Source organism: Natrinema sp. CBA1119 (assembly GCF_002572525.1).
Classification (GTDB): Archaea; Halobacteriota; Halobacteria; order Halobacteriales; family Natrialbaceae; genus Natrinema.
This window is the reverse complement of record NZ_PDBS01000001.1, coordinates 2,935,253-2,951,198: the sequence shown is the minus strand read 5'-3', so window position 1 is coordinate 2,951,198 and position 15,946 is coordinate 2,935,253. Positions and strand designations below refer to the sequence as shown.

At 54.0% G+C, this 15,946-nt stretch carries 14 protein-coding genes; 10 read left to right on the top strand and 4 right to left on the bottom strand.

The features are described 5' to 3' along the window. The first annotated feature begins 13 nt into the window (after positions 1 to 13). The 4 genes from CP556_RS14640 (at position 14) to CP556_RS14620 (ending at position 7,586) form a co-directional block, all read left to right on the top strand. On the top strand, positions 14 to 3,088 hold the full coding sequence (locus CP556_RS14640) for a hypothetical protein (protein WP_098726285.1): 3,075 nt from the start codon (positions 14 to 16) through the stop codon (positions 3,086 to 3,088). Next, a complete protein-coding gene (locus CP556_RS25380; protein ID WP_141551688.1) occupies positions 3,081 to 5,972 on the top strand; it encodes a hypothetical protein in 2,892 nt (963 codons plus the stop codon). The genes CP556_RS14640 and CP556_RS25380 overlap by 8 nt, the downstream gene beginning before the upstream one ends. Positions 5,973 to 6,265: 293 nt before the next feature. After that, positions 6,266 to 6,694 (top strand): hypothetical protein, encoded by a 429-nt coding sequence (locus CP556_RS14625; RefSeq protein ID WP_098726282.1) that lies wholly within the window; start codon positions 6,266 to 6,268, stop codon positions 6,692 to 6,694. Between the two features lie 73 nt (positions 6,695 to 6,767). Next, positions 6,768 to 7,586 carry a hypothetical protein gene (locus CP556_RS14620; protein WP_141551687.1) on the top strand — a complete coding sequence of 273 codons (819 nt, stop codon included), beginning with the start codon at positions 6,768 to 6,770 and terminating at the stop codon, positions 7,584 to 7,586. Between the two features lie 252 nt (positions 7,587 to 7,838). Here the strand turns inward: CP556_RS14620 and tnpA are convergent, their stop codons facing one another. After that, positions 7,839 to 8,237, bottom strand: a complete 399-nt coding sequence (tnpA, locus tag CP556_RS14615) for an IS200/IS605 family transposase (RefSeq protein WP_098727416.1) — start codon at positions 8,235 to 8,237, stop codon at positions 7,839 to 7,841. Between the two features lie 43 nt (positions 8,238 to 8,280). Between tnpA and CP556_RS14610 the strand changes: the two genes are divergently transcribed. The 3 genes from CP556_RS14610 to CP556_RS14600 all read left to right on the top strand — a co-directional run bounded on the left by CP556_RS14610 (position 8,281) and on the right by CP556_RS14600 (position 10,582). Continuing rightward, a complete protein-coding gene (locus CP556_RS14610) occupies positions 8,281 to 9,597 on the top strand; it encodes an RNA-guided endonuclease TnpB family protein (RefSeq protein WP_098726280.1) in 1,317 nt (438 codons plus the stop codon). A 249-nt stretch (positions 9,598 to 9,846) separates the two neighbouring features. Then, positions 9,847 to 10,152 (top strand): toxin-antitoxin system TumE family protein, encoded by a 306-nt coding sequence (locus tag CP556_RS14605; RefSeq protein WP_098726279.1) that lies wholly within the window; start codon positions 9,847 to 9,849, stop codon positions 10,150 to 10,152. Then, positions 10,133 to 10,582, top strand: a complete 450-nt coding sequence (locus CP556_RS14600; RefSeq protein ID WP_098726278.1) for an HVO_A0114 family putative DNA-binding protein — start codon at positions 10,133 to 10,135, stop codon at positions 10,580 to 10,582. Before CP556_RS14605 ends, CP556_RS14600 begins: the two co-directional genes overlap by 20 nt. A 79-nt stretch (positions 10,583 to 10,661) precedes the next feature. On the opposite strand, the gene CP556_RS14595 is transcribed toward CP556_RS14600, so the two are convergent. Beyond that, positions 10,662 to 11,792 (bottom strand): hypothetical protein, encoded by a 1,131-nt coding sequence (locus CP556_RS14595; protein ID WP_141551686.1) that lies wholly within the window; start codon positions 11,790 to 11,792, stop codon positions 10,662 to 10,664. Positions 11,793 to 12,325: 533 nt separating this feature from the next. On the opposite strand from CP556_RS14595, the gene CP556_RS14585 reads away from it, so the two are divergent. Together CP556_RS14585 and CP556_RS14580 are read left to right on the top strand one after the other, a co-directional pair. After that, positions 12,326 to 12,640, top strand: a complete 315-nt coding sequence (locus CP556_RS14585) for a hypothetical protein (RefSeq protein WP_098726275.1) — start codon at positions 12,326 to 12,328, stop codon at positions 12,638 to 12,640. 283 nt (positions 12,641 to 12,923) lie between these two features. Then, positions 12,924 to 13,241 (top strand): hypothetical protein, encoded by a 318-nt coding sequence (locus CP556_RS14580; RefSeq protein ID WP_098726274.1) that lies wholly within the window; start codon positions 12,924 to 12,926, stop codon positions 13,239 to 13,241. Between the two features lie 535 nt (positions 13,242 to 13,776). On the opposite strand, the gene CP556_RS14570 is transcribed toward CP556_RS14580, so the two are convergent. Beyond that, the gene (locus CP556_RS14570; RefSeq protein ID WP_098726272.1) at positions 13,777 to 14,334 is read right to left on the bottom strand and encodes a DUF7342 family protein; all 558 of its coding nucleotides are present in this window, start codon (positions 14,332 to 14,334) and stop codon (positions 13,777 to 13,779) included. After that, complete coding sequence (locus tag CP556_RS14565; protein ID WP_141551685.1) at positions 14,331 to 14,567, bottom strand: hypothetical protein; 237 nt, start codon at positions 14,565 to 14,567, stop codon at positions 14,331 to 14,333. Before CP556_RS14565 ends, CP556_RS14570 begins: the two co-directional genes overlap by 4 nt. 75 nt (positions 14,568 to 14,642) lie before the next feature. Between CP556_RS14565 and CP556_RS14560 the strand changes: the two genes are divergently transcribed. Then, a complete protein-coding gene (locus CP556_RS14560; protein ID WP_141551684.1) occupies positions 14,643 to 15,773 on the top strand; it encodes a transposase in 1,131 nt (376 codons plus the stop codon). Positions 15,774 to 15,946: the final 173 nt, after the last annotated feature.

The window sequence follows — 15,946 nt, the reverse complement described above, 5'->3', positions numbered from 1 at the left end:
CAAGGGAAAACAGATGTCACAAGACCTCACTTCGACGGATTGGACCGAACGCCAGCGCCGTACGCACTTCCAGTTACAGCCATGGAACGCGCGTGTTGACCTCACCCATGGCACTGGTGAGACCGAACGATCGCCGCTCAGTATAGCACTGCAGACAGTGCAGTCGGCGACGTTGACCGACGAGACTAGCAAGCCAGTTACTGCTCCGCTTGAACTGCTCGCCTACCAGCAGCCGGACGGACAGGTAACCTACCTGTTTTCGACATCTACAGCGATCACAGAGTCGAACACGGTCGCGTTGCGGGATGTCCTTCAGGAGAATTATGCTGTGAAGTCCGTCAACGCGCGATCGGCCGAGCTCGACGCACTGTTCGATGGGATACCAGCGGACGCGTTCACGACGCGAGTAAGGCCACCGGTTAAGTACTCGACCCACGTCCCGCAGTACCCTGCAGTGTCGGCAGGGGACGTGGTGGTGCAGTTGCTGCAACGAATCCAGGCAGCCCAGCAACAACGGCCGGAGATTGGGACATGGCTGGTCCAGGTGCTTGCATGTCCGTGGAACGGGACCCGTGAACTTCCATTGACAGCCGATGCGGCTGGCATGCTGTCAGTCCAGATTCGGATGGTGCTGATCCCGGCTGCCGGAGCTGACTTCCAACAGCGATTAGAGTCCTCGGATTTTGCGCTTGCGCAGCCGCCGACAGCGACAAAACTTCGCCTCCGGAACTACGTCTCGGATCCCGAATTCATCACTGATACCTTGGCTGCGCGATTCCAGCCTTCATCATCGTTCGTTGCACCGTCAGCGTATGCCCGCGGGCTACTTTTCCCACCGTCTCGAACGACATCGCTGTTCTGCGGTGTTCCCGGGACTGCATCGCCGCTCGAACACTGTCCGGCCAATGCTGTTGATCGGCTGATCAAGCCGACAGTCCCTGTCGGAGTCGAACCGTTGCCACCTGCCGGTTCGTTTTCCAAACGAGCGGTGTTAGGGCTGTCCGGGACAATGGGGCGCGTGCTGAAAGTAGGGGCTGAGCCACAAGGACTGCAGGTGACTGCGCCGACGGACGTCCAAGCACTCAGTATGGCCGGCGCGCCGATGTTTGCGATTTCAACACTGCCGGGCGTACTCAAGCGGTACGGGGAAACGTACACGGCGCTGCAGTCAGGGACAACGTCATTGGACGTTCCGACAGGCGAGATTGAGTACGTTGGCAGTGACCGCATCGAACCGATGGTTGAAATGGCGGATGACGTGTCGTTTTTCACTGATCGCCTCGATGAGACGCCATCATTGACCCTGTTAGACGTTTCTCAACTCGATGACCCGGCAGCTGCTGCGACAACACTACTCTCACAGCTCACACAGGCAGGTGCGGCTGTAACACCATCGCAATCATGCAGTGCCCCCGTCGGCTCAGTAGTGTTCGCCGCGCCATGGCCGCTTGCGCCGACAGCCGATGCGCAAACCCGACTCGAAACCGCGTTGCAACGCGTCGATAACGCCGAACTCCTGTTGACCCTGCATACGCTCTACCCGGAGGTCGAAGTCGGGACGATCGTGACTGACTGGGACCGGTTAGATACTGCCCGTCGACAGTCTGCGTACGATCAACTTGCGAGGATCGCGCAGGTTATGGATCTCAGCATGTTGCAAAACGGCGGTCCAGTGGATCGCCTCTATCAGCATGACCGCCTGCCAACAGTACCCGGGCTGACGCCACTCGAGATCAAAGACCGGAACGAGGATAGTGATTGGAATACGTACGTCCGACCTCATTCATCGAGTGATCCGCCGGTTGCGATTCCACTCTCTCGACTCACAACGGTCACTGGATTTGACCGAACCGTACCGACTGACACCGAGTACACGATGTCACGCCCAGAGCGAACCGCTGGGGCGTCACCTGAGCCGGCAGTACAGACAGACTCGGCTGGATCGGCTTCGACTGGCGAGACATCAAGTACCACGGCCGACCCTAACACGGTCACGATCGAGCGGCGACACGTGCCTCGAACACATGCAGATCTCCCGGTCGAGTACGATCACGGTCAAAACGGATATGTCTGTCAGGCGTGCCGGGCAGATACGGAGACTGACGCGTCCGTGTACGAGCGTAGCAAGCAAGGGCTGTTCAAGGCGATTAACTGCTGTCATACTATCGAGGAGATCGAGCGAGAAGCAGTGCGGCACGTCCCTGAACCAGTTGTCCCGAGTGCGTTACTCGAGGATACTGCTCACGAACTATCCGAAGAGGAGTACCGGTTCTTGGCCGTACTGTACGTGTTGCAGACAGGGCAGTTCGATTACGCAGTCGAATACGACCCGGTCGTCGATAGCGGTGTTGATATCCGTGACGACGTCGGAATTTCGTACCAGACAGAAACACGGTTAGTTGAGGACGACTACATCGTCCGGACGAATAACCCATCGAAACTCTACTCACTGACCGACCGTGGACTCGAGGCAATCGGGCAGACCGAAGCACAGGACAACGAACAGTTCCACTCGATGTTCGAGCGGCGGTTACGGCGCGCCGTCAAGTTATACATGACCGACCAGTACGCCGAATCGTCAGCGCAAGTCAAAACCGATCTGCCGTACGACGTGGCAGCGACCGATTCGCGCCATCCAAGTCGGGCAACGCTCGACATCGTTGTCCAGGCTGACGACAGTACGCTCGTTGCGGGGTGTGGTCTATACACACCGGAAACAGACGCTACATCAGCTGTTGATCAGGCGCCTGCCGCGTCGGAGACGGAAGCGTACGACGATGAGACAGTGATCACGTACCAAACACTAGCTGCTGCGAAGCCAGACACTGCACAGTGGGTTGCGTGGACACAAGCAGATGCGGTCGCTCTCGTAAACGAACTCACCGCGGCAGCCGCTGCTGGCCGTGTCACGTTCAACGCAGATACCGAGAAGGATCCAGATACTGCCCGCGTCCAGTATTTCAATTTCGACGAGCCTGGCCTCACTGATGTAAACACGATCAAGCATTGTGTTGATACGATTGAGCCCGCGTGGATCGGACAGGGAGATACGTTTGTGCTGCGCTTCGGCGGTGAGACAGATGAGTAAGAAGACACCACCGCGAGCCCGCCGCGGGACGTTCACATCAGTTCCGCGAGTTACGACGCTCGATGGAGTAATTGAGAAACCATTTCGAGAGCTTCTCGGATCGCTGCCAAGCCTGGCGTATTTCGACGCTGACCGCAACATCACGTATGCACCCTTCGAGCTGCTGGTATACCGGACCGTCGATGACGATCTTGTGTATCGACCGTCGTATCTCGCCCCGCACCCAAACGAACGCGAGCACAAGACTGGCGCTGAAGCATCGTTCACAACTGCGTTCGACTACACAGACCTGACGGCTGACCCGTACTGGACACCCGAGACGCTATTTGAAGAGCATGTGTGCCCGCCAGAGTCAGGCACGCTACTCGAACTACTCCCACGAGACCACGGTCCGTCCACGACTGGCTCGCAGTCTGATCCGTATCCCTCGGTTGCACCGAGCGCTGGACTTGTCGCGCTGATTCAGACACTCGACCGAACGAATACGCAGTGGGCCATTCAACTGCTGTGTTCCAGTAGCAGTGGCATGACGATCCGGGTCCTGCTCGACACCACATCCCGAAACCCGGCACAAGACTGTGATCTCTCTCCGATCACTAACCCCGACGCTCAGGGTCCCACACATCCCTTGTACTGGTTACACCCTGTTGAACGAACTGACAAGGAGTTCAGCGTGTGTTTCCGGCATGCGTTACTGAAAGATGGGGGATCATTTGATCCGCCATTTAATTACGCGAGAGGGTTCATCTACCCGCCAGCCCGTAAATCGTCACTACGATCCGGGATTGGCGGCACAGTAAGCGGTCTCGAGAACGGGCCAACGGACAAGATCTCCGCGCTCCTAGACTCGAAGTGGGCTATCGGCAGTGAATCAACGTTTCGTGCCGACAGACAGTTGAAATCACGCCTGGGACTCGGCGTACCTGATCTACCTGCATCGGTGCTTCGCGTTGCATCACCAGAGACACTGTTTCACGTCGAGAACACGGTTGTGAGCGCGTTGCGATCTAACCGGCCCACGTTCGTGCTCTCGACAAGCAACACCGTCATCACGTACTGCGCATACCTCTACTGTCATTTCTACAGGGAAGACTCGTCTGTAGATGATATCATGGTGCCCGAACGGATTACGGGTAACGCGCTTTCGCCGTTCCTCACGGAAGACCGGATTGCCGAGCTTCGCCCGTGGTTCAAAGAGATGCTTACGGGACCGGCAACGCTCTATCTGATCGACCTGTCTGACCATGAGTCACTTACACACTGCGCCGATGAAAGCACTGCCTTGCTGCTCTCGGAACTCAGCAACGCCGGCTATGGACTCGGCGACACAGCGCCAGACTGTACTGGCAACGTGTTCGCACTCACGCCACAGCTTCTCTCCGCAACGAACGCTCACCAAGACATCGTTGAGCGTGCACTTCGAAAGACCAGTGAGCACCGTCTCGCAATCGATGTCGCAACGACGTACGCTGTTGCAGAATCGAATCGTAGCCTTTGGGACTCGATCAGTCAAAGCGCAGATATCGTCATGGCGGCCAACGACGGCCAGTCCGCATCGTTCGTTCTGGATAACCGGCTTTCAGACTCGGATTGCACCCTTGCCAAGGAAATCACGACGAACGGGTCAGACGCACTGTGGAACACCCGTCTCGACCTGCGCGACTGGGCGCCATTCATCCTTCCGGTTCGCAAACTCGCTCAAACAGACGCAACGCCAGCACCGACGGAAACGAAGTCATACCCACATCAACAGGACGCACTTGAGCACGTCCTATCGAGTTTTGCAACGGTTGACGTTCCTGATCCAGGCGTGAACACGCAAGTCCCCTCGTACACAGGTCTGTCAGCGTCTACGGGCGGATCAATTCGTGAGCGGACGCATATCCCGCGTCGCACCGCGTTACCGCCAGCAATCGAGTACGATGACACGCGGCAGTGTTACAAGTGCATGCAGTGTTTCCCCGACGATGGAGAGAATGCGTCGCTTCGTGACGCGACTACGGATGGGCTACGCGCAGCGATTACGTGCTGTGAGTCACTCGACGAGGTTGACCGAGACGCGCTGCGGCGCATGCCAGACCCTGCGCTGAAAGTCACAGCAGAAGACATCGAAGAAAGCGATCTCAGCCTCAACCACTTCAAATTCCTGAAAGGGCTGTACCTCGTCGAAACCCAACAAGTCGATCATTACTTCGAATACGACCCGCTTCGAGATAGCGGAACGAAACTCCGCGATGACTACGATCTCGCACCGGCTGACATCGACCTGCTGAAGCAACACGGGTATATCACCGAGGATACCGATCCCCACGTCCTCTACACAGTAACGCCCGCAGGCCGCCGTCACATCAACGAGCCCTGGAAACAAGGGCAGGAATACGGACCGGGAATTCGGGAACTTAACGACACCCTCGAGCATTACACGATGGTTCGTGGAAGCGAACTTGATTACAAAGCACGCTTCGAAGACGATCCGACCCTTCACGTTGAGACGTACGTCCCGATCGAAGTCACGACCCCTGATGGCGAGACCGTGACGAAAAACATTGACGTTGCAGTCCTCGATACGGATGGGAACATCATCCACGCAACGGAAGCTGAACGTGAAAACAGTGATCAAAACGATTCCGTCGTCGAGACTTATCGGAAGCTCTGTACTGCTGATCCAGACACCGCTCGGTGGGTTGTTCCCAATAGTACAGCAGCTACAAACCTCTTCGACGATCTTGCAACCCAAGCCGCAGCCAGCCGTATTGACTACTCCGGCGCCACCTACTCAGACACGACATCCCCCGCCGACATCAACCCAGATGAGCCAGGCATCACAGCCATTGAAATTATTCGAAACCTGAAACACAACGCAATTGAGAAGGATATCCGATAATATTTCTTGTCCGCTTACGACGGATTTCTAACATTCACTCCAACCTCGTGAAGAGATCTAGTACATGGTCTCCATGGCAGCTCATTCTGGGAGTGGTCGCCTCCTACCGATTCCGGAGATTTCATTGCAATAACTGCCTGCGTCAGCCGTTACGATCACTATACTCTATCTGAAACAATCTCCAATTCTATTTTTGGCACGAAAAACCCGCAAACCCAGTGTATCGGCTGCTTACAGAGGTTATAGTTCTCTGAGAGGCAGAGTTTTAAATATCATCCGTTCAAAAATTGGGTATGCGATCAAGTAATTCACCGAGCGGAGACCGTTTAACCATCCACATCGAAGGATCTGATCTTCCGAATGACGAAGAAGCGCGAGCGAACCTTGCCATCGAACTCGGAGATGCTATTAGAGACGTACTCTCCACGGAGGGAATCAATCCGGACGACCTCCGTTGCATCAACGGGCACGCATACGCCGCGATCCCAGACGAATGCCCGGTCTGTCACGACAAACTCGAGCTAACTGAAGTCTCACTCGACACGTCGAATGGCGCTCACGCAACTGCCCGATGCGACTGCGGGTGGTACGGTAACGCCATCTACCGGCTCATTGACTTACACGAACACTCCGAGGAAACTGGCACAGAATTCGTTGTTGACCCCGAACAAGTCAGCAGCGTCCACCTCCACGACGTTGACCCCCAATACACACCGTATTAACGACTCACAATCGCTTAGACGGATACTGAACGGAAACTACCCCTAGCCACATTACGTCCGCCCACTTAATTTGATGTACCAAAAACAGCATACAACCAGCCGTTCTCCCTCGGACGGTGTTGGTCAAGTGATCGAAACGACAACCCCAGTGAAAAAACCGGCAGCAGATCTTCCATCCGATGATTTCTTCGAAGCCACTAGCCACAAACCACTCTATCCAACTGGTGTTCCAGAGTACTCCCTCGGTGGGCGAATTGAAGGCATTCATGTTCTCGGAATCCTGCACGGGCACCCAAAAACGATTGAACGTCTCACAACCGCGATTATCCAATTCAACCCAGATATCGTCGCCGTGGAAGCCAGTCGAGAAGCAATTTTCCAGCACCATCCAGACCAATATGAACTAGATTGGCCACCAGAGCACGAACTGGAAGCTGCGGGATACGCCGCCAGACACAATGATTCACTCTCGATTGCAGGAATTGACCTTCCTCACTGGGAGTGGCCGCTGGACGGGAAGGAACGATTTGCAAAGGTAGACGCTGACGTTCTCTCTGAGCTTGGAGTGATTGATACACCGAGTGACCTCACATCTGACAGCTACCACTTGTTGGATCTCCCCACGATCCGCAAGTGGCGCGAAAGAACACAACTGCGAATACCAGATCTCTTCAACCAAGTCATAACAATCCGTGACGATGCGATGGCAGGGCATCTGCACGAACTCTACCAAATGGACACCGTCGACACCGTGGTTGCCGTCGTCGGTATGCAACATCTTACCGGTGTTCTTGACCGCCTTCAGATACCGTACTTAATACCGGATACCCGCTTCGAACGTCCACCGATATATACGTATAACCCGTCCGAACTCAAAGAACAATTTCGCTAAGATAGTACGACTACTTCGTCAGTTACCTCAGAACCAATCCCCGTAGTTTCTTCCATAGGACTCCTACTCATACAATCCCGATTCGGACCGTATTCCTTAAGATATGTCGGTAAAACACCATTTTCAGTGGCGAACCCACCACGGATCGCTGAGGTCACGCCAGCTACCATCTCAGCCGGCGCGTCACTTTCTAAAGGAAACAGCGAGAGTTCCACGGGTCACCTGACCCGTGGGTGAATCGCGTACGCTCGATTAATGTTCCGTCTCCTCGATGTACCGACGAACCACGTCCTCGGAAACAGCACCAGTCGTCCCAACGTAGTATCCATCCTTCCACATTCCACTTCCCCAGAAATACCGCTGTTTGATTTCTGGATGGCGTTTCAGAATCGTTTGGCCCGAGTAGCCCTTGAACTGCTTGGCAATCTCGGCAGGACTCCATTTCGGGTCAGCCTCCACGAACAAGTGAACGTGGTCAGTAGCAATCTCCATCGACATAATCTCGTGACCGAACCGTTCAGCAGTTCCTTGGAACAACTCCGCAAGTTCGTCTCGAACGAACTCCAACATCCCGTGTCGATACTTCGGGCACCACACGAAATGATACTTACACAAACTAATCGAATGTGCATGACCCCTGTAATCTCCCATCCTAATCCCTACTTTTATCATCATTTGATTCGATAGTCAATGTATGGGTATCGAAGAAGTCACGAAGACCGCACGCACCCGACTCTGCATAGAGTCTGGTGAGCGGTCGTGGCTCAAAGATGCCCGCTTCACCGCACGAGACATCTCCAACGACACTCTCGAACTCAAGCAACAAGGCTACTCTCGCACTGAGATTCAGAAGGAAGTTGACCGCGATGACTTCCTGCGGAACAACAAGTGTGCAGTCGTCGGGAAAGCCCTGCAAGCGTGGGACTCCTACAAAGAACTCCTCAATTGGTGGCACGACCAAGACGACACCAACGCCGGGAAACCGTCGCCACCCGCCACGGACAAGAAGGGAGCATACCCACTCGTTATGGCGCACACCGAAGGTTATCGACTCACCTACAACGAAGAGGACGACCGCGTTCAGTTCCGTGTGAGTCCGAAGCCGTACAAGAAGGTGAAAGGACACCTTCGAGGGCGACCGGAAGACCTCAATCACATCGAGTCGGCCTTAACGGATGACGAGTGGTCGTTGGGGCAGGCCGAACTTTTGTACCGAGATGGCGTGTACTACCTACATGTCACGGTCAAAACAGAGGTTGAAGTGCCTGAACCAGAAGACGCTGACACACTCGTCGGCGTAGATATTAATGAGCGCAACATCGCCCTCACCGCTCTTAATCGTGAGACGATGGACACTCTCGGAACACTCGTGCTTGACTACGGCTCGGTGAAAGCCGAACGCCAACGCTACCACACCATCACCAAACGCTGTCAAGAACACGGCCAATACTCCATCCACCACCAACTCGGGGAGAAAGAAGAACGCTACACCGAGTGGATTCTCCACCGAATGTCCCGAATCGTGGTGGAGTTCGCCCAACAGTTCTCGAACCCAGTCATCGTGTTCGAGGATATGGAAGGTATCCGCGACGAGATCAAATACGGTACATACATGAACCGTAGACTGCACAAACTACCGTTCCACAAGTTCGAGAAATTCGTCTCGTACAAGGCGACGTGGAACGAGATCCCCACGGACACGGTAGACAGTTGCTACAACTCGAAGTCGTGTTCGTGCTGTGGACACCGTGGCTACCGCCAAGGTCGGCGGTTCCACTGTACGAATGATTCGTGCGAGGTTCAGCAAGACCACGCTGACCGAAACGCGAGCGTGAATGTAGCGTGGCGAGCGTGGGCGAAACACGCTGGCATAGACGTTGAATCGATTAATTACCGGACTCGCAAAACCCAACCATTTGTTCGGAAGGTGAGCCTGTCTGGGTCGGGGCGCTCTGTAAATCGCCCATCCTCATCCCGCGAAATCGCTTCGCGTGGAGTGCTTACGACGTAGGCTGAGGGAATTAGAAAAGCCACGGGTCACCCGACCCGTGGTCGTTTACCGGTGGAATATCCGGCCTTGCCATCGGCGGTGGATTGCGGAGGAGTTGTCGGATTCATCCCGCGCCTAAAGGCACGGGTATTCTCCTCGATGTCGTATAATACTGCCTGCCTATCCTTGCGGTATCGTTGTGATGTTATTTTACCACAACGGCTATGAGGGCCGGGTGTGTTGTCCTATGTGGACAACGCAGGTGCTTGGATGCCAGCTAGGAAGATCTTCGAGGACGACGATGAATTTCCAGCCGGTGACCGCTGGGAAGCACTTGCCTGGGACGTCCCTGAAAGCGACCAGTTCCCGGAGGGACTCAAATACAGCTTTCAGTACCTCGGCCCAGCCGACGAAGAAATCCTCCGGTACGACAACGCAAACGACGCCCACGGCGTCGGCCGCCATCACCGACACTACCGTGGCGAGGTCGAAGGCATCGAATTCGAAGACCTTCGATCACATCTCCAGCAATTCCTCACCGAGGTTGAAACCATCCATGAACAAGAATTCGCCTAACCACGCACACGAACCCCCGGAGGACGTTGAATACCCCTCGATCCTTCGCATCACGTCGAAACCGTTCGAGGAGCACAAGGAGAACGCACTGGACCGCGCTGCCCGCTGGGAAGACGGCGAAGACATCGCCCACGTCGTGAACTTCCAGGACGCCAGCCGCCTCCAGCGCATCCTCACCCCACGCCGCTTGGATCTTGTGAAGAGCCTGATGGATGCACCCGCAGACAGCATCCGTGCCCTCGCCGACCGCCTCGACCGTGACATCCGACAAGTCCACGACGACGTCCAGACACTACACGAGTACCGCATCGTGCACTTCCGTGAAGCAGGTGTCGCGAAGCAGCCCTTCGTCCCCTACGACACGGTGAAGATCGAGGTTGAACTGACGAAGTCACTCGGAGACACATCCGAATCACCAGCCTCGGCGTAACATGCGTTCTGGAAGGGTATCTTCCTCGCTCTTCCTCAGGGTTGTATCCGCGAAACCGGGTTCAACAGAGCCATCTATTTCATTCATTACTTCCGGAGTCATCGATGGCTACACGAACGCGGATGCGATCTTCCTCAGTTACGTTCTCTATGGCCTGATCGTTTGGGCCTTCAACTTCGTCGTATTCGGTTGGGAATCGTGCTTGCACAATTCGATTGTCCAAAATTGGCTGTTCTACATCGTTCGGTGGTAGTCCAGTTTCCTTACAGAATTCCTCGATGAGTTCGACTGCTCGGTCAACCCAGTCATCATCTATTTCTGCTGGGTCACTTTCTCTATTATAACGGAGTCTCAGTTTTCCATTGTGTTCTCCGTATTCAAACCCGGGATACTCGTCGGCTAATGACATTAGTTCGTAGCAGTAATCGTTACTGGGATGCCGATCAAAGATCTGATCACGAACCTGATTGTAGTCTACGCCAGCACTAGAAGATCCGTTAGCACGCGCCTTTAATGCCGCTACGAGGTGCTCAACACGGTCCTTCTTGTCCATTTCGTACCAGTCGAGATCATCGTCAGTTTTGTTTTCTTGAGCTAACTGCTTTGCTCGCTCGGGCGTTGCGTACACGCCATCGCTTGTCTCTACAGCGACAAATCCAAGTCGGTCAATGACACGGTCAGCGAAATCGTCGCGGATATCGTCAGAATGGACATCTAACGCCTCATCAACGGCAACTCTAATTCCCTTTATGTGGCAATACTCCGGGTAGTCAAGATTATTGTTAAGTTGGTCAATTACTTGTCCAACCCGATCTTCGGAAACGATGTCTGTTCCATCACGGAGCTGTTCGTAGTACCGTCGAACCCGTGCAACTTGACCGCCGTCACGGTATTCGTCGAATGCCGTCGCTATGTAATCTCCACTCACACTACGGACTTTCTTTTCTTGGTCGTAGACGTATTGTTCAAGCGCGTTTTGGACATCGTCTGCGATGCGGTATGTGACTTTTACCGTTTCGTCGCTACGCGAGACAGCAGGGTTTTGTTTCGATGAAGAACAGACGTCCAAGAGTCCGGCTTGGTCAAGATCCGTCCGAAGATCAGCTTCGAGTTCGTCAAGATCATCCCGGAACCGATCGGGACGATACGTTGGTGGAAGATACTCGACTATCGCTTGTTCAGCATGTCGCCCCTTATCGCCGCCATTCACGTGACCTTCACGTTGACACCATTCATTGAATTTCTCTACCGACTCCTTTCGGACTTCCCGGTTCAGTTGGGGACGCCGACTCACGATGATCGCCTCCTTGACGAAATTAAGTGAGTTGGTTGAGAACCAAGCCGATTCTTTGCTGTTTCTTCTCGAACCGAGTTGGACGTAACGAATCGAACTGGTTCTTTGAAGAAAGAAGAAGAATGCAGTTCACCGAAGAAAGAGAACCGAACCGCACAGATCGGGATTTTAACCGCAGCGTAGAGGCGCTGAGTCGCTTGTTCTAGTGTAGAGGTGCAGATACCCCCTCTCTTTTTGTATCTTTCTTCATCGAAACAGATCAAATTCGATCGATTCGGTTTTCCCAATCTTCGTTGGACTAGTCTCGGATACCCGCGTTTTCGTGAACTATACTTCATCTTGAACGAGGGTTTGAACCCCTCCCTTTTAAGCGAAAACCCAAGGTAATTGTGTTAGTATGAACCCAATCAATAGCGAACTGTTATGTATTCGGAAAACAATCATCCCGTATGGAATATGATTCGCAGAACATTGCGGCTAGGAAGGACAATGCTGTCGCCATACTTCGAGAAGCGAACGAAGAGAAGTGGGAAGAATTAGCGGAAGAGACCACCCTGACGAAACGTCAAATCGCCATGTGGGAACTCGCAATCGTATTCGATCAAAAGAACGCACACATAGCAAGAGAATACGGCGTTCGAGTTACGACAGTTGCTCGCCATTGCGAGCGCGTACGAGAGAAGCACAAAGAAGCAGAAAAGAAAGTCCAGCAGTTAGAGAATACAATTGAGTATCTTAACGGAGCATCCTCTACTGACGCATGACCCCTTTCGTCCACAGCCAGGCTTCCTCAGCGCATTCTAAAGATTTCATTGTTTTCTCTGTTCTATGGGATCGGTAGGGGTATTAGGCACCGTGGATGCCCAGAGTGTGACCTACACTACCGCCCCGAGACTATCAGGACGATGGTAGCGTGGGGATGTCCGACTAGTCCATGCGGATCCTCGCAGTCGTCTGAGAGAGTTTTTGCTCTTTCGTGATGACGAAAGGCCGAAGGCCTTCCCGACTGTGGCATATGCTTATACGTGACCGGTCATAATTCACAACATGCCACATAAGAACGACCGTGATGAAACCGAGCAAACCGCCCGCGTGGAAAATCTTGAGGAAGAGATCTATCATCTCGACCTGGAATCTGAGTTAATTGATCAGCAGAAAGCCCTTGTAGGCTGGGACCGCGAAAACATGATCTGTGCCAGGTGCGGCGGGGACCAAGCTACCTGGTATACAAAACAAGTTAAGCACGAGATCGCCTACTACAGCGATCATGGCTGCGTCAACACACTATGGTGTGATCAGTGTATTCCGCAGGAGTTCGTTGACCTCTGGATGATGTGGCCGTGGACCCCAGATTCGCAACTGTAGTTGGTATACGAGTTCTGGAATCAACGGACTGCCGTCTTAGGGAGGGACGGGACTTTATCGGTCCATATGATCGTATCAAGTACGTCCACAAGATCAGCGATTCGCTGGTCAAACACGTTTAATGGATGCACATCAAGAAACGTTGCTTGTTCTCGCTGTACGGTTTCGCCTTGAGAATCGATTTGGAAGTGGCACTCACCAAGATCCATGTGCGTTTCATCTTGATGCCACCCAATCATGAGATCTCGGTTGGACTCGACCCATTGAACCGAGTAGAAATCGTACGCGTGGCTCTGCGGAAAGTCAAACGAAATGTGGAGTTCCGCTTCATCAATCGGGTATGGCATATCAAGGAATTTCGACGGGATAACTGTGGACCGGACGCCGACTTTGTTCCCCGCTGACGTGTGATACCAGACTTGCTCGATCGGGGAATCCTCTGCAGGTACCTGTGTCTGCAACCGATTGTGGAGCCGAGAAAGGAGTGTCCGTTTATCGAGGTTCGACCGATTTGCGAGAAAAATCATCGTGAGGCCTACTGGGAGAGCGGAATCAAAGAGTTAGACGAATCGGTCTGTCCCGGGTAGAGTTCTCGGGCGTCATCATAGAGTTCTAGTGCGTGCTTGAGCAGACGCTTATTGTCCTCGTAGCGCTCCCACTGTCGGAGTACACGGTTGCGCTCTCGGATGGTCTCACTGTCCAGGTCATCATCAGTGAGCGTCGATTCTAACTCATCTCGCGATTCGATGTCGAATTTCGTCTTCCACTCATCAATTTCAGCTTGAATAGATGCGATTTCTGTCCGAAGATCCTCTCGGGTGTAGTTGTTGATCAGATCGGTCACCTCATTGAAGTATCGGAGCTGGTAGTTTGGCGCATACTTCGGATTCCCACCATCACCTTCGATAGCCTGTACTTGCCTGAATTCGACGAGCATCTCTAACTCATCTTTCGCGGTCTGCCACGAGGACACCTGTGCTTCTTTGCGTACCCACTCGACGGAGCGAGGCTCGGTGAGCGTTGTAGCGATTTCTCTGACGCGCTCTCGAGCAGAGAGGTCATTGGTCCACGATCCGAGGCCACGATCAGTCATATACACCAGTACGCGGCTTGCTCTATTATTTCTTTGGATGGATCACAAATATACGAGAGAGATGGTGAACTACCCCACCCTACTCTCTCACGGATGACGCCGTTCGCCCCCGAGGAAGGGGTTGTTATTTCCACAACGCGCTTTGCAGACATCGAAGGGCGCTCGTTGCTGAACTCGAGGACGGCGTCGCGGCCGACGATGACGTGGCGAGGTTCCGTAAACAGCTTGTCCATTGACATCCTCCCGCGCCTGAACAGTAGTTGCTGAAGTAACCAGGTGACGATTATCATTGCGGTCGTTGTCTCGATATGGTCGAGACAACCGAGGCAACGCAAGTAACTCGCGCAGCTTCATCACTGCTGTTTCCGGAACTTGACTTCGGGATCGCTGCGAACGGCACCTATCCGAGCGAGGACTTCCAACAAGTCCTCGCTCGGATCGCATTCGACAATGAGTTCGCCAATACTGATGCGAAAGCCTATCAGCTCGCCCGTGGCGACGATATTGCCATTGACGCAACCGCTCGAAATCCGCTCGCACGAGAACTCCTCTATCATTTGCGTGGACTCGACGCGGACGCGGTCGAACTGATCGTCGACCGCGTCCGCGAGGCGATCCTTGAGGAAGTAGCTCGCAACCGAGTGTTTACCAGGCCAGTAGATGTCGCAATTGACGTTCACGACTGGCTCTATTACGGGGGCGAAGAGACTCCTCACGTCTGTACAACGAATCCTGCGCAAGGTACCGATCGTGCGTACAAGTTTGCTACCGTCTGTATCGTCGATCCGAGTGTCCAATTCACGCTCGGATCGGTTGTCTTGGAAGGCAGCGATACCGACGAGTTGGCGGATACACTCCGCCAACTCGTCTCAGAAGTCCGCGAGTACGTCGATATCAATCGGCTCTACCTCGATCGTGGCTTCTATCGTGTTCACCTCGCTCTAGCGCTTGAAGACCTCGACGTTGAGTTCCTGATGCGTGCGCCGCAAACACGGAAGGTACAGCAATTCATTGACGACCACGACAGCGATACGTTCATCGCAGAGTACGAGATGGCTCGATCGAATCCGCCGACGGGCCGGACGACAGTCCGGCTCGTCGTCGTTCCGCACCGAACACGAGATGACGACCACTTCTGTCTGGTTACCAACCGCGATCTCGACGTCGGCACTGACGTCGAGATTGCTCGACCACTGGCCGAAGTATATCGCCGTCGGTGGGGGATCGAAACGTCCTATCGCAAGATTACGGAGTTTCTCCCGAGAACGTCGTCACCAACGTTCTCAGTACGACTATTTTACTTTCTGTTTGCTGTCGCGTTGTACAATCTGTGGGTATTGACGAATCTGCTCGTGACTCCACGTCGGGCGGTCGGGACGGATCCAGTCGTCCCGACCGCCCTGTTTCGCGCGTTTCTCGGGCAAATACCGTACGGATAGCGGTTGTCTCGACGACTGATTCGGGCTGAGCAGCCCGAGTCAGTACGCCGTTCAGTACTGGCAAGACTGGAAAAACAACGGCTGACGAAAAGCTTCGGCAGCTGTTCCACTCTCTGGACAGCACTGAGCACGGTTTCACGAAGTCGGAGTTGAGACTGAGACTTCAATCCTTG

Excerpts from the sequence above, each read along its gene's own strand:
- CP556_RS14625 (WP_098726282.1), top strand. The coding sequence starts at position 6,266 with ATGCGATCAAGTAATTCACCGAGCGGAGACCGTTTAACCATCCACATC.
- CP556_RS14640 (WP_098726285.1), top strand. The coding sequence starts at position 14 with ATGTCACAAGACCTCACTTCGACGGATTGGACCGAACGCCAGCGCCGT.
- CP556_RS14620 (WP_141551687.1), top strand. The coding sequence starts at position 6,768 with ATGTACCAAAAACAGCATACAACCAGCCGTTCTCCCTCGGACGGTGTT.
- CP556_RS14610 (WP_098726280.1), top strand. The coding sequence starts at position 8,281 with ATGGGTATCGAAGAAGTCACGAAGACCGCACGCACCCGACTCTGCATA.
- CP556_RS14600 (WP_098726278.1), top strand. The coding sequence starts at position 10,133 with ATGAACAAGAATTCGCCTAACCACGCACACGAACCCCCGGAGGACGTT.
- CP556_RS14565 (WP_141551685.1), bottom strand. The coding sequence starts at position 14,567 with ATGGACAAGCTGTTTACGGAACCTCGCCACGTCATCGTCGGCCGCGAC.
- CP556_RS14570 (WP_098726272.1), bottom strand. The coding sequence starts at position 14,334 with ATGACTGATCGTGGCCTCGGATCGTGGACCAATGACCTCTCTGCTCGA.
- CP556_RS14560 (WP_141551684.1), top strand. The coding sequence starts at position 14,643 with ATGGTCGAGACAACCGAGGCAACGCAAGTAACTCGCGCAGCTTCATCA.
- CP556_RS14585 (WP_098726275.1), top strand. The coding sequence starts at position 12,326 with ATGGAATATGATTCGCAGAACATTGCGGCTAGGAAGGACAATGCTGTC.
- CP556_RS25380 (WP_141551688.1), top strand. The coding sequence starts at position 3,081 with ATGAGTAAGAAGACACCACCGCGAGCCCGCCGCGGGACGTTCACATCA.
- CP556_RS14605 (WP_098726279.1), top strand. The coding sequence starts at position 9,847 with ATGCCAGCTAGGAAGATCTTCGAGGACGACGATGAATTTCCAGCCGGT.
- CP556_RS14580 (WP_098726274.1), top strand. The coding sequence starts at position 12,924 with ATGCCACATAAGAACGACCGTGATGAAACCGAGCAAACCGCCCGCGTG.
- tnpA (WP_098727416.1), bottom strand. The coding sequence starts at position 8,237 with ATGGGAGATTACAGGGGTCATGCACATTCGATTAGTTTGTGTAAGTAT.